At 71.5% G+C, this 12,336-nt stretch carries 14 protein-coding genes; 12 read left to right on the top strand and 2 right to left on the bottom strand.

Going from position 1 to position 12,336, the window contains the following annotated elements:
• Positions 1-3: 3 nt before the first annotated feature.
• The 8 genes from ybeY (at position 4) to ABZX67_RS07590 (ending at position 5,783) form a co-directional block, all read left to right on the top strand.
• On the top strand, positions 4-501 hold the full coding sequence (gene ybeY, locus ABZX67_RS07625; RefSeq protein WP_355355908.1) for an rRNA maturation RNase YbeY: 498 nt from the start codon (positions 4-6) through the stop codon (positions 499-501).
• On the top strand, positions 498-1,796 hold the full coding sequence (locus ABZX67_RS07620) for a hemolysin family protein (protein WP_355355906.1): 1,299 nt from the start codon (positions 498-500) through the stop codon (positions 1,794-1,796). Before ybeY ends, ABZX67_RS07620 begins: the two co-directional genes overlap by 4 nt.
• A gap of 19 nt (positions 1,797-1,815) precedes the next feature.
• The gene (locus ABZX67_RS07615) at positions 1,816-2,169 is read left to right on the top strand and encodes an MmcQ/YjbR family DNA-binding protein (RefSeq protein WP_355355904.1); all 354 of its coding nucleotides are present in this window, start codon (positions 1,816-1,818) and stop codon (positions 2,167-2,169) included.
• A gap of 115 nt (positions 2,170-2,284) precedes the next feature.
• Complete coding sequence (locus tag ABZX67_RS07610) at positions 2,285-3,010, top strand: hypothetical protein (RefSeq protein ID WP_355355902.1); 726 nt, start codon at positions 2,285-2,287, stop codon at positions 3,008-3,010.
• A gap of 27 nt (positions 3,011-3,037) precedes the next feature.
• Positions 3,038-3,394, top strand: coding sequence for a cytidine deaminase (locus ABZX67_RS07605; protein ID WP_355355900.1), 357 nt, complete (start codon positions 3,038-3,040; stop codon positions 3,392-3,394).
• 44 nt (positions 3,395-3,438) lie between these two features.
• Positions 3,439-3,885 (top strand): hypothetical protein, encoded by a 447-nt coding sequence (locus ABZX67_RS07600; protein ID WP_355355898.1) that lies wholly within the window; start codon positions 3,439-3,441, stop codon positions 3,883-3,885.
• Positions 3,863-4,813 (top strand): GTPase Era, encoded by a 951-nt coding sequence (gene era / locus ABZX67_RS07595; RefSeq protein ID WP_355355896.1) that lies wholly within the window; start codon positions 3,863-3,865, stop codon positions 4,811-4,813. The genes ABZX67_RS07600 and era overlap by 23 nt, the downstream gene beginning before the upstream one ends.
• A 313-nt stretch (positions 4,814-5,126) precedes the next feature.
• Complete coding sequence (locus tag ABZX67_RS07590) at positions 5,127-5,783, top strand: TetR/AcrR family transcriptional regulator (RefSeq protein ID WP_355355894.1); 657 nt, start codon at positions 5,127-5,129, stop codon at positions 5,781-5,783.
• On the opposite strand, the gene ABZX67_RS07585 is transcribed toward ABZX67_RS07590, so the two are convergent.
• Together ABZX67_RS07585 and ABZX67_RS07580 are read right to left on the bottom strand one after the other, a co-directional pair.
• Positions 5,767-6,033 carry a protealysin inhibitor emfourin gene (locus ABZX67_RS07585; RefSeq protein ID WP_355355892.1) on the bottom strand — a complete coding sequence of 89 codons (267 nt, stop codon included), beginning with the start codon at positions 6,031-6,033 and terminating at the stop codon, positions 5,767-5,769. The two genes, ABZX67_RS07590 and ABZX67_RS07585, sit on opposite strands and share 17 nt — an antisense overlap.
• 9 nt (positions 6,034-6,042) lie before the next feature.
• Positions 6,043-7,155 carry a M4 family metallopeptidase gene (locus tag ABZX67_RS07580; RefSeq protein ID WP_355355890.1) on the bottom strand — a complete coding sequence of 371 codons (1,113 nt, stop codon included), beginning with the start codon at positions 7,153-7,155 and terminating at the stop codon, positions 6,043-6,045.
• Between the two features lie 324 nt (positions 7,156-7,479).
• Between ABZX67_RS07580 and leuA the strand changes: the two genes are divergently transcribed.
• The 4 genes from leuA (at position 7,480) to ABZX67_RS07560 (ending at position 12,295) form a co-directional block, all read left to right on the top strand.
• On the top strand, positions 7,480-9,252 hold the full coding sequence (leuA, locus tag ABZX67_RS07575) for a 2-isopropylmalate synthase (RefSeq protein ID WP_355355888.1): 1,773 nt from the start codon (positions 7,480-7,482) through the stop codon (positions 9,250-9,252).
• 150 nt (positions 9,253-9,402) lie between these two features.
• Positions 9,403-10,098 (top strand): TerB family tellurite resistance protein, encoded by a 696-nt coding sequence (locus tag ABZX67_RS07570; protein ID WP_355355886.1) that lies wholly within the window; start codon positions 9,403-9,405, stop codon positions 10,096-10,098.
• Between the two features lie 45 nt (positions 10,099-10,143).
• Positions 10,144-11,196, top strand: coding sequence for an ornithine cyclodeaminase family protein (locus ABZX67_RS07565; protein ID WP_355355884.1), 1,053 nt, complete (start codon positions 10,144-10,146; stop codon positions 11,194-11,196).
• Positions 11,197-11,458: 262 nt separating this feature from the next.
• The gene (locus ABZX67_RS07560; protein WP_355355882.1) at positions 11,459-12,295 is read left to right on the top strand and encodes a nitroreductase/quinone reductase family protein; all 837 of its coding nucleotides are present in this window, start codon (positions 11,459-11,461) and stop codon (positions 12,293-12,295) included.
• Positions 12,296-12,336 lie beyond the last annotated feature (41 nt).

Here is a 12,336-nt window from a genome sequence, read left to right as displayed (position 1 = left end):
ACCATGTCGATCGACGTCAACAACGAGTCCGGCACCGAGGTCGACGAGCAGGCGATCCTCGACGTCGCCCGCTACGCCTTGGGGCGCATGCGCATCCACCCGCTCTCCGAGCTCTCGGTGATCCTGGTGGACGCCGAGGCGATGGAGCAGCTGCACCTCCAGTGGATGGACCTGCCGGGCCCGACGGATGTCATGTCCTTCCCGATGGACGAGCTGCGCCCGCCGTCCAAGGACGACGAGGAGCCCCCGCAGGGCCTCCTCGGCGACATCGTGCTCTGCCCCGAGGTCGCCACCCAGCAGGGCCAGGACGCCCCCACGCAGCACTCCATGGACGAGGAGCTCCAACTGCTCACCGTCCACGGAGTGCTGCACCTGCTCGGTTACGACCACGAGGAACCGGACGAGAAGGCGGAGATGTTCGGGCTCCAGGCGGCGATCGTCGACGGCTGGCGGGCGGAGAAGGGCCTGACCGGCCCGTCCCCGGCGCCGACCGTCTCATGACCGCCCAACTGCTCCTCGGCGCGGTCGCGCTGGTCGTGGTCGCGTGGCTCGCCGCCTGCGCGGAGGCCGGCATCGCGCGCGTGTCCAGTTTCCGCGCCGCCGAGGCGGTACGGGCCGGGCGGCGCGGCGCGGCCAAGCTGGCGCAGGTCGCCTCCGACCCGGTCCGGTACCTGAACGTGGCGCTGCTGGTGCGCGTCGCCTGCGAGATGGCGGCCGGCGTCCTGGTGACGTACGTCTGCCTGAACGAGTTCGCCGAGACCTGGTCCGCGCTGCTCGTCGCGATAGGCGTGATGGTGCTCGTGTCGTACGTCGCCGTCGGCGTGTCGCCCCGCACCATCGGCCGCCAGCACCCGCTGAACACCGCCACCGCCGCCGCGTACGTCCTGCTGCCGCTGGCCCGGGTCATGGGCCCGGTCCCGCAGCTGCTGATCCTCATCGGCAACGCCCTCACCCCCGGCAAGGGCTTCCGCAAGGGCCCCTTCGCCTCCGAGGCCGAGCTGCGCGCGATGGTCGACCTCGCCGAGCAGGAGTCCCTCATCGAGGACGACGAGCGGCGCATGGTCCACTCCGTCTTCGAGCTCGGCGACACCCTCGTACGCGAGGTGATGGTCCCGCGCACCGACCTGGTCTCCATCGAGCGCTTCAAGACCATCCGCCAGGCCCTGACGCTGGCGCTGCGCTCCGGCTTCTCCCGCATCCCGGTGACCGGGGAGAACGAGGACGACATCGTCGGCATCGTCTACCTGAAGGACCTGGTCCGCCGCACCCACATCAACCGCGACGCGGAGAGCGACCTGGTCTCCACGGCGATGCGGCCCGCCGCCTTCGTCCCCGACACCAAGAACGCCGGCGACCTGCTGCGCGAGATGCAGAAGGACCGCAACCACTGCGCGGTGGTGATCGACGAGTACGGCGGCACCGCCGGGATCGTCACGATCGAGGACATCCTGGAGGAGATCGTCGGAGAGATCACCGACGAGTACGACCGCGAACTGCCGCCCGTGGAACCGCTCGGCGACGGCCGCTACCGCGTCACCGCCCGCCTCGACATCGGCGACCTCGGCGAGCTCTTCGGCCTCGACGCGTACGACGACGAGGACGTCGAGACCGTCGGCGGACTGCTCGCCAAGGCCCTCGGCCGGGTCCCCATCGCCGGGGCGAGCGCCGTGGTCGAGCTGCCGGACGGCCGCGCCCTGCGGCTGACGGCCGAGTCCCCGGCGGGCCGCCGCAACAAGATCGTCACGGTCCTCGCGGAACCGGCCCCGGAGCCGGATCCCGAGCAGGAGGCCGCATGAACGCGGAGCAGGAGGCCGCATGAACGCGGAGCAGCTGCGGGCGTTCTGCCTCTCCTTCAACGCCGCGGTGGAGGACTTCCCCTTCGGCCCGGAGTTCTCGGTCTTCAAGGTCGAGGGCAAGATGTTCGCCCTCACGGCCCTGGACGCCCGCCCGCTGACCGTCAACCTCAAGTGCGACCCGGAGATCGCGGTGCGGCTGCGCGCGGAGCACGCCGCGATCGTGCCGGGCTGGCACATGAACAAGCGCCACTGGAACACCGTCACGGTCTCCGGCCTGCCCGACCGCCTCCTGCGCGAACTCGTCGAGGATTCGTACGACCTCGTCGTCGCGGGCCTGCCCCGCGCCGCCCGCCTGCGCCTCGACCAGCCGTAAATGCGCGGAGGCTGTGCCTCCATTGTGTGTATCCTCAGCCCGGCCGATCACCGGCGGGGAGGGGGGAACCGTGCTCCCCAGGAACATCCACATCCCAAGGGGAGAACACATCTTCATGCGTACCCGCATACGTCGCGGCGCTGCCGTCGCGCTCACCGTTTCCGCGCTCACCTTCACCGCCGCGTGCGGTGGCTCCGCCGACAAGGGCGGCTCGGACAAGGCCAAGACCTCCGAGGCGCCCGGCAAGCCGGCGGAGAAGCCGGCGGAGGCCGCCGCGAAGCCGCTCACCGAGGCGCAGATGAAGGCGGGCGTCCTCGCCGTCGCGGACCTGCCCAAGGGCTGGGCCGACGCTCCGGGCACCCCGAGCACCGACACGTACAAGGCGGACAAGCCGGAGTGCCAGCCGCTCGCCGGCCTGCTGCAGCAGAAGATCACCGGCGCGACGGTGGGTGCCGAGGAGGACTTCGTCGGCGGCGACGGCGCGAACCAGCTCACCCACCAGATCATGGGCTTCTCGGGCACCGGTGCCGCGGACTTCATGAAGCCCGTCATCACCGCCGCGGACAAGTGCACCTCCTTCTCCTCGGACATGGAGGGCACCCCGATGACGCTCAAGGTCCAGAAGCTGGACACGCCGAAGCAGGGCGAGGAGTCCGTGGGCGTCCGCCTGAGCATGGACCTCGGCGGCGCGATGGAGTTCGCGGCCAACATCGTTCTCGTCCGCCAGGGCGCGGGCGTGAGCCGCGTCGTGTACGTCCCCGGCTCTGCGGACGCCGCGAAGAACGTGAACGACATCGCCCAGCGCGCCGGTGACAAGTTCGTCAAGGCCGCCCAGGGCTGACGCTGATCGCGGACTTATCCTCGGGGCATGACGCAGACGACATCCGACCTCGGCCCCGAGGACCGCAAGATCATCACGCTGGCGCGCAGCGCCCGTGCCCGCAACGGTGTGCCCGAGGGCGCGGCGGTGCGGGACGAGACGGGGCGTACGTACGTCGCCGGGACCGTCGCCCTGGAGTCGCTGAACCTCAGCGCGCTCCAGACGGCGGTCGCGATGGCCGTGGCCAGCGGCGCGAAGTCGCTGGAGGCCGCGGCCGTCGTCACCGAGGCCGACGCCGCCTCGGACGCGGACCGCGCCGCCGTCCGCGACCTGGGCGGCCCGGACACTCCCGTGCTGGTGGTCGGCCCGGACGGCGCGCTGCGCGCCACGGTGAGCGCCGGCTGATGGCGCACACGGGGGAGAAGACCGGGCAGGAGCCCGGGAAGACCGTGAAGACTGAGAAGACCGGGCGGAAGACGGGGGCCATGACCTACCCCCGGATCGTGCTGGCGGTCGGCGCCATCGGCGTCGTCATCAACGTCGCCGACTGGTTCGTCGGCGACGGCCGGCCGCAGCCGTACGACGTGTTCCCGCTGCTGCTCGTGCTGTGGGCGGCGGGCGACCTGCTGAAGAGGCCCCGGCCGGCCGCCGCGCGGGCCATGCGGGGGACCGCCGCGGTGCTGCTCTGCGCGGCCGGGCTCGCCGTGGGCATCCCGGCCGCCGCCGCACTTGTACGCGGCGAACCGTTCGACTGGCTGGACCTGATCCTGGGCGTGCTCGTCGTCCTCTACGCGCTGGCGGGGGCCTCCGCGCTGGCCGTGCGGAAGGGCGGCGGAAGGGCAGCGGTACGTGAGGGCGCCCGCATCGGGGAGAATGGCCCCTATGAGCGCTCGTAATCCAGAAACCGAAACCGCCCACAGGGCCGGTTTCGCCTGCTTCGTCGGCCGCCCCAACGCGGGCAAGTCCACCCTCACGAACGCTCTGGTCGGACAGAAGGTGGCGATCACCTCCAACCGGCCGCAGACCACCCGCCACACCGTGCGCGGCATCGTGCACCGCCCGGACGCACAGCTCGTGCTCGTCGACACCCCCGGGCTGCACAAGCCGCGCACCCTGCTGGGCGAGCGGCTCAACGACGTCGTCCGCACCACCTGGGCCGAGGTCGACGTCATCGGCTTCTGCCTCCCGGCGGACGAGAAGCTCGGCCCCGGCGACCGGTTCATCGCCAAGGAGCTCGCCGGGATCAAGAAGACCCCGAAGGTGGCGATCGTCACCAAGACCGACCTCGTCGACTCCAAGACCCTCGCCGAGCAGCTCATCGCGATCGACCGGCTCGGCACGGAGCTGGGCATGGAGTGGCAGGAGATCGTCCCGGTGTCGGCGGTCGGCGGCAAGCAGGTCCAGCTGGTGGCGGACCTGCTCGTCCCGCTGCTGCCCGAGTCCCCGCCGCTCTACCCCGAGGGCGACCTGACGGACGAGCCGGAGCAGGTCATGGTGGCCGAGCTGATCCGCGAGGCCGCGCTGGAAGGCGTACGGGACGAGCTGCCGCACTCCATCGCGGTCGTCGTCGAGGAGATGATCCCGCGCGAGAACCGCCCGGCGGACAAGCCGCTGCTGGACATCCACGCCAACGTCTACATCGAGCGCCCCAGCCAGAAGGGCATCATCATCGGCCCCAAGGGCCAGCGCCTGAAGGAAGTCGGCACCAAGTCGCGCAAGCACATCGAGGCGCTGCTCGGTACGCCGGTCTTCCTCGACCTGCACGTGAAGGTCGCCAAGGACTGGCAGCGCGACCCCAAGCAGCTCCGCAAGCTCGGCTTCTGACGCAAGGGCGACCGCAGCAGACGACCAAGGGCCCCGGCCGGGCGGGTGAGACCCCCGTCCACACCCGCCCGGCCGGGTGTCATGGGGCGATGCGCGGCGCGTTCAGCGCCGGCACCGCCGTCCCGGCGGCCCGGCCCGCCCGCCCCGCCCGTCACCGCCGGTCGCGGCGTCCTGGTCGCGTCGTACGGCTGTCGCCCTCCGCCTCCGGCAGCCGGACCACCCGTGCGCGCAGCACCCGCTTCGTCAGCAGCATGCCGTACCCCCGCCGCTCGCCATAACGCTGTTATATCCATAACAGCGTTATGCTGCTGCCGTGTCAACACCGGAATCAGGCGAGGCGGGAGAGTCCATCCGTCGGCGACTTCTCGACGAAGCCGCCCGCGTCCTCGCCGAACAGGGCCCCGCGGCCCTCAGCGCCCGCCGGCTCGTCAAGGCCGTCGGCGCCTCGACCATGGCCGTCTACACCCACTTCGGGTCCATGCCGGAGCTCGTCCGTGCCCTGATGCGCGAGGGCTACGACCGCTTCCGCGCCCGCGCCGAAGCCCTTGTCATGAACCCTGCCGACCCGGTGGCCGACATCGCAGCCCTCTGCCGCTGCTACCAGGACTTCGCCGCCGCCGAACCGCACGTCTACGCCGTGCTCTTCGGCGGCTCCGAGCTCGCCGGCTTCGAGCTGACCGACGACGACCGCCGCATGGGCGTGTCCATGCTCCGCTTCCCGCGCGACGCCATCCGCCGCGCCGTCGCCGCCGGCCGCTTCCGCGCCGACGCGGACCCCGACCTCCTGGTCCGCCAGCTCTTCACCCAGATGCACGGCATCGCCCACCTGACCCGCGCGGGCTACATCATGGGCGGCTACACCCCCGACCAGATCCTCACCGGCGCCCTGCGCGACTTCGCCGTGGCCGCCGGGGACCGCCCGGAAGCTGCGCGGAGCTCCATCGCCACCGGGCTCAGGCGCCTTCCCTGAGCACCCGGCTCACCAGCTCACGCTGCGCCTCCGACAGGTGCGGGTCCGCGCATCGCACCGTACGGCCGTCCACGCTGATCTCGTACTGGAAGCCGTCCGGCACCCCGGGCGGCGGCGCGTCCCGGCCCGTGGCGAGCGCCGCCTCGGCCAGGGCGTGCCACTCGTCGGCGTCGGGGAGACCCGAGGTGTCCACCTCGGCCCGCCGCTCGATGCCGGCGAAACCGCCCGTGCGTGTCACCCGAATCCGCATGGGCCATGTCTACTCCGTCGGCACCCCCACCGTCGACCACGCCTTGGTCACCGCGTCGTGCTCCGCGCCCCCCGCGCCGTACCGCTCGCTCGCCGCCGCCACCGTCAGCTTGGCGAAGTCCGCGAACTCCGCGTCCACCGCCAGCTCGCCGCCGGTCAGCACGTCGTACCAGATGCGCCCGGCCCGCTCCCACGCGTTGCCGCCCAGCCGGGTGGCCACCAGGTAGAAGGCGTGGTTCGGGATGCCGGAGTTGATGTGCACGCCGCCGTTGTCCGCGCCCGTGTGGACGTAGTCGTCCATCGTCGCGGGTTGCGGGTCCTTGCCGAGGACATCGTCGTCGTACGCCGTGCCGGGGGCCTTCATCGAGCGCAGCGCCACGCCCTGGACGTCCTTGGCCAGCAGCCCGGCCCCGATGAGCCAGTCCGCCTGCTCGGCCGTCTGCTTCAGCGCGTACTGCTTGACCAGCGAGCCGAAGACGTCCGACATCGACTCGTTGAGCGCGCCCGGCTGGCCGAAGTACGCCAGGTTCGCCGTGTACTGCGTGACGCCGTGCGCCAGCTCGTGGCCGATGACGTCCACCGCGAGGGTGAAGTCGAGGAAGATCCGGCCGTCGCCGTCGCCGAAGACCATCTGCTCGCCGTTCCAGAAGGCGTTGTTGTACTCCCGGCTGTAGTGGACCGTCGCGTCCAGCGGCAGGCCGGACCCGTTGATCGAGTCGCGCTCGTACGCGTCCCGGAACAGCTCGAAGGTCGCGCCGAGACCGGCGTACGCGCGGTTGACGGTCGCGTCACCCGTCGGCTGCCCGCCCTCCTCGCGCACCTTTCTGCCCGGCAGGGCGGTCTTGTGCTCGGCGTCGTAGATCGTGCGCCGCGGTGCGCCGGCGGCTGCCCCGTCGTCCGGCGACGGTACGGGGGCGGCGCCGGCGACCGTGGTCAGGCGGCGGGCGGTGCGGTTGGCGGCGTCCGTGACGAGGGTCCGGCGGGCGGCCGCGGCGATCAGCGGGTCGGCGGCGCGGGTCAGCCGGTCCAGCAGGTGCGGCGGGACGACGGAGCAGAACGCCGGCGAGCAGGGTGCGGAGGAGGAGCGGGGTGCGGAGGTGCGCGTGGCAGGTGCGGTGGTCATGTTCCGCAATGTCGCAGCCCGTTACGTACCTGTCACGAGGAGCGACGGCGATTCCTGAAAAGGAGTGATTCCTCACGGTCTCGTGGTTACGGCACGGAATCCCGCATACTGAAACGGACCCCCCGCCCACCGCGCCCCTCGGCTAGGCTGCTTCGCATCATGCGTTTCGGGCTGCTTCTCCTTAGCTGCCGCGGCGAGGGCCTGTAGTCGTAGGCCGACCCCCTCCCCGCGGAGTCTGGTGCTGCGTTCGACCCTGTCGGCCTCCCCCATAGCCCTTCGGACATGGGGGACCCCCAGATCAGGACATCCCAGGAGCCCTACGCAATGTCTCAGTCCCAGTGGATCGGCCGTCCCACGCCCATCACCAACGCGACGCACACCCAGCAGGCGTCCGGGATGCCCATCCACAAGTACCGCCCGTACGACGCCGTCGACATCCCCGACCGCACCTGGCCGGACCAGCGCATCACCAAGGCACCGCGCTGGCTGTCGACCGACCTGCGGGACGGCAACCAGGCGCTGATCGACCCGATGTCCCCCGCCCGCAAGCGCGAGATGTTCGACCTGCTCGTACGCATGGGCTACAAGGAGATCGAGGTCGGCTTCCCGTCCTCCGGCGAGACCGACTTCGCGTTCGTACGCTCCATCATCGAAGAGGGCGCGATCCCCGAGGACGTGACGATCTCCGTCCTGACGCAGGCGCGCGAGGACCTGATCGAGCGGACCGTCGAGTCGCTGCGCGGCGCGCACCGCGCCACCGTGCACCTGTACAACGCCACCGCGCCGGTCTTCCGCCGGGTCGTCTTCCGCGGCTCCAAGGACGACGTCAAGCGGATCGCGGTCGACGGCACCCGTCTGGTGATGGAGTACGCCGACAAGATCCTGGGCGACGAGACCACCTTCGGCTACCAGTACAGCCCCGAGATCTTCACCGACACCGAGCTGGACTTCGCACTGGAGGTCTGCGAGGCGGTCATGGACGTCTGGCAGCCCGAGGAGGGCCGCGAGATCATCCTGAACCTGCCCGCCACGGTGGAGCGCTCCACGCCCTCCACGCACGCGGACCGGTTCGAGTGGATGTCGCGCAACCTGTCGCGCCGCGAGTTCGTCTGCCTCTCCGTCCACCCGCACAACGACCGCGGTACGGCGGTGGCGGCGGCCGAGCTGGCCATCATGGCGGGCGCCGACCGCATCGAGGGCTGCCTGTTCGGGCAGGGCGAGCGCACCGGCAACGTCGACCTGGTCACCCTGGGCATGAACCTGTTCTCGCAGGGTGTCGACCCGCAGATCGACTTCTCGCAGATCGACGAGGTGCGCCGCACCTCCGAGTACTGCAACCAGATGGAGGTCCACCCCCGCCACCCCTACGCGGGCGACCTGGTCTACACCGCCTTCTCCGGCTCCCACCAGGACGCCATCAAGAAGGGCTTCGACGCGATGGAGGCCACCGCCGCCGCGGCCGGCAAGACCGTCGACGAGATCGAGTGGGCCGTGCCGTACCTGCCGATCGACCCCAAGGACGTCGGCCGGTCGTACGAGGCGGTCATCCGCGTCAACTCGCAGTCGGGCAAGGGCGGCATCGCGTACGTCCTGAAGAACGACCACAAGCTGGACCTGCCGCGCCGCATGCAGATCGAGTTCTCGAAGATCATCCAGGCGAAGACCGACGCCGAGGGCGGAGAGGTCACGCCGAAGGACATCTGGGCCGTCTTCCAGGACGAGTACCTGCCCCACCCGGACGACGCCGCGGCGCGCTGGGGCCGCATCCAGCTGCGTTCCGGCCAGACCACGACCGACAAGGACGGCACGGACACGCTGACCGTCGAGGCGGTCGTCGACGGCCAGGACGTCGTCCTGACCGGTTCCGGCAACGGTCCGATCTCGGCCTTCTTCGACGCGCTCCAGTCGATCGGCATCGACGTCCGCCTGCTGGACTACCAGGAGCACACGATGAGCGAGGGCGCCTCCGCGCAGGCCGCCTCGTACATCGAATGCGCCATTGACGGCAAGGTCCTGTGGGGTATCGGCATCGACGCCAACACCACCCGCGCCTCGCTGAAGGCGGTCATCTCCGCCGTGAACCGCGCCGCGCGCTGATCTCCGTACGCCGAACCCCGCCCGCCGCCCGCGGGCGGGGTTCGGCCATGTCTGGTGGCGTTCTCTGGACGAGGTGCTGACGCGGCATCACCGATGTGGCTAACATCACGCCCACGCGGCAAGGTGGCCGAGGCTAGATGGAGGTGCGACGTGCTGCCAGCACGAGGATCACGCGGCCGGAAATTGCGCATCTGCTCCATCTCCACCACGTGGAACACCGTCGGCGACGGCGAGTTCTTCTGCCCCGGCTGCGGCGGCGACCGCAACTACCGGCGCCGCACCGGCCGCCGCCGGTTCACTCTTTTCGGTGTCCCGCTGCTGCCGCGGGGCGTCGCCGGGCCCGTCGTCGAATGCGCGGCCTGCCACGCGCACTTCGGCATGGACGCCCTCGACCACCCGACCACCGCCCGCTTCTCGGCGATGCTGCGCGACGCCGTCCACACCGTCGCCCTCGCCGTCCTCGCGGCCGGCGGCGCCTCGTCCCGTACGGTCCTCCAGACCGCCGTCACCACGGTCCGCGCGGCCGGGTACGAGGACTGCACCGCCGACAGCCTCGCCTCGCTCATCGAGGCCCTCGAAGCCGACACGGGCCGCTTCGTCACCGACACCGACGGGCCCTGCGGCGCCGCGCTCGCCATCGAACTCCACGAGGCGCTGGAACCGCTCACCCCGCACCTCGCCCCGGCGGGCCGCGAGTCGATCCTCCTCCAGGGCGCGCGGATCGCGCTCGCGGACGGCGCGTACACCCAGGCCGAGCGCGAGGTCCTGACGACCGTGGGCAACGCGCTGCGGCTGTGCGCGGACGACACCGTCCGCCTGATGGAGGCGGCGCGCGCGCCGTTCTAGCGTGTCGGTGCCCTGAGCCGGAACGGCGTGGCCGACGCTGGACGGATGCTGCTACTGGGACGGTCGCAGGTCGAGGCGTTGCTCGACATGGACGCGCTGATCGACGGGCTCGGTCCGGCGATGGTCGACCTCAGCGAGGGGCGGGCCTCGGTGCCCGACCGGGTGGCGGCCGTCGTGTCCGAGCAGGACGCCTTCCTCGCCGCCATGCCGGGGTACGTGCCGTCGGCAGGGGTGCTGCTGAGCAAGCTGGTGTCGGTGTTCCCGCACAACACAGGGAAGGCCGGGAAGCCGGGCAGGGACGGCAAGGCCGGCCGGGCCGGTGTGACCGGTGCGGCCGGGCAGCCGTTGCCGACGCACCAGGCGCTGATCGTGGTGTTCGACCCGAAGACCGGCGAGCCGACCGCGCTGCTGGACGGGACCGCCATCACCGCCGCCCGCACGGCCGCCGGTTCGGCGCTGTCGGCGCGGCTGCTGGCGCGGGAGGACGCGGCGGTCCTCGCGCTGCTCGGCACCGGAGTGCAGGCGCGTACCCACGCCCGGGCGATGTGCAGGGTGCGGCCCGTCCGGGAGATCCGGGTGGCCGGGCGGGACGCGGTACGGGCCGGAGTGCTGGCCGAGGAGCTGTCGGCGGAGCTCGGCGTGGACGCGGTGGCGGCGCCCCACTACGCCGCCGCGCTCGACGGCGCGGACCTCGTCGTCGCCGCCACCCACCCCGTCGACCCGGTGGTACGCCGGGCCTGGCTCACCCCCGGCGTGCACATCGCGTCCGTCGGCTTCAGCCGGGGCGGCCGCGAGGTCGACGACGCCACCGTCGCCGACGCGCTCGTCTGCGTGGAGTCCCGGCGGGCCGCGCTGGCGCCGTTTCCCGCCGGGAGCAACGACCTGCTCTACCCGATCCGGGACGGCGTCATCACCCCGGACCACATCCACGCCGAGCTCGGCGAGCTGGTCGCGGGCAGCATGCCCGGGCGTACCTCCGCCGACCAGATCACCCTCTACAAGTCCGTCGGCGTCGCCGTCCAGGACGCGGTGGCCGCGGCGCTCGTGGTGCGCGCGGCGCGGGACCGGTCGGTCGGGGAACGGATCGACCTGGGCTGACGGCGGTCATCTGGCCGTCTCGCCGGTCGTCACCTGGCCGGTCGCTTGGCCGGTTTTCGTCGTTGCGACGGGTGAAAGCGTGCCGGTACGTTGACGCGGTGACTGCCGGGTCGGCCATGGGCCACACACGAGTAGGGCACCCGGCCTCGGCGTGACGCCGGGGCGGGCCAGAGCCCCGCCTTCTTCTGTTTTCTCTCCGCGTACGCGCGAACGAGCTCTGCGCGTACGAGCAGTCCTTCACCCTGGAGCAGAAAGCAGAGAATTGCCCAACGATTTCAACCAGACGGTCATCGACGAGTTCCGCGCCCATCACGGCCGCGTCGGCGGGATGTTCGAGGGAGCCCGGCTCCTCCTCCTGACCACGACCGGCGCCCGGTCCGGCAAGCCCCACACCACCCCCGTCGGCTACTACCCCGACGGCGACGGCCGCGTCCTGGTCATCGCCTCGGCCGGCGGCGCGCCCAGGCATCCCGCCTGGTACCACAACCTCCTGGCCAACCCCCGTGTGACCGTCGAGAGCGGCGCCTTCACGTACGAGGCCGACGCCACCGTCCTGACGGGCGACGCACGCGACCGCGCCTTCGCCCGCGCCGTCGAGGCCGACTCCGGATGGGCCGACTACCAGGCCAAGACGGCCCGCGTCATTCCCGTGGTCGCCCTCACGGAGGTCCCCGGCCCGCCGAACATCAACGCGAAGTCCTTCGGGGAGGCCATCAAGGTCGTCCACGACGCGTTCCGGCGCGAACTGGGCCTCATCCGCAAGGAGATAGCGGAGTCCGGGACCGCCGGTGGCCTCGGCACCCAGCTGCGCGTCAACTGCCTCACCGTCTGCCAGGGCCTGCACAACCACCACACCGGGGAGGACGCGATGCTCTTCCCGATGCTCGCCGACCGCCATCCCGGCCTCGCCCCGGTGATGGACCGGCTCAAGCGGGAGCACGAGCGGATAGCCGCCCTGCTCGGCGCGTTGCGGGACGTCGTCTCCGACGAGGGGGCGGACGGCCCGCGGGTCCTCGCGGAGGTCGAGCGGCTCACCGAGGAACTGGAGGAGCACCTCCGGTACGAGGAGGAGCAGCTGATTCCGCTGCTGGAGGCGTGAACACGCCGGTGGCCCGGGTCCCCACGGACCCGGGCCACCGG

Source organism: Streptomyces sp. NPDC003036, assembly GCF_040611175.1.
Lineage (GTDB): Bacteria > Actinomycetota > Actinomycetes > Streptomycetales > Streptomycetaceae > Streptomyces.
This window is presented reverse-complemented; position numbering and strand designations above follow the sequence as displayed.

Excerpts from the sequence above, each read along its gene's own strand:
- ybeY (WP_355355908.1), top strand. The coding sequence starts at position 4 with ATGTCGATCGACGTCAACAACGAGTCCGGCACCGAGGTCGACGAGCAG.
- ABZX67_RS07620 (WP_355355906.1), top strand. The coding sequence starts at position 498 with ATGACCGCCCAACTGCTCCTCGGCGCGGTCGCGCTGGTCGTGGTCGCG.
- ABZX67_RS07605 (WP_355355900.1), top strand. The coding sequence starts at position 3,038 with ATGACGCAGACGACATCCGACCTCGGCCCCGAGGACCGCAAGATCATC.
- ABZX67_RS07585 (WP_355355892.1), bottom strand. The coding sequence starts at position 6,033 with ATGCGGATTCGGGTGACACGCACGGGCGGTTTCGCCGGCATCGAGCGG.
- era (WP_355355896.1), top strand. The coding sequence starts at position 3,863 with ATGGCCCCTATGAGCGCTCGTAATCCAGAAACCGAAACCGCCCACAGG.
- ABZX67_RS07610 (WP_355355902.1), top strand. The coding sequence starts at position 2,285 with ATGCGTACCCGCATACGTCGCGGCGCTGCCGTCGCGCTCACCGTTTCC.
- ABZX67_RS07565 (WP_355355884.1), top strand. The coding sequence starts at position 10,144 with ATGCTGCTACTGGGACGGTCGCAGGTCGAGGCGTTGCTCGACATGGAC.
- ABZX67_RS07615 (WP_355355904.1), top strand. The coding sequence starts at position 1,816 with ATGAACGCGGAGCAGCTGCGGGCGTTCTGCCTCTCCTTCAACGCCGCG.
- ABZX67_RS07580 (WP_355355890.1), bottom strand. The coding sequence starts at position 7,155 with ATGACCACCGCACCTGCCACGCGCACCTCCGCACCCCGCTCCTCCTCC.
- leuA (WP_355355888.1), top strand. The coding sequence starts at position 7,480 with ATGTCTCAGTCCCAGTGGATCGGCCGTCCCACGCCCATCACCAACGCG.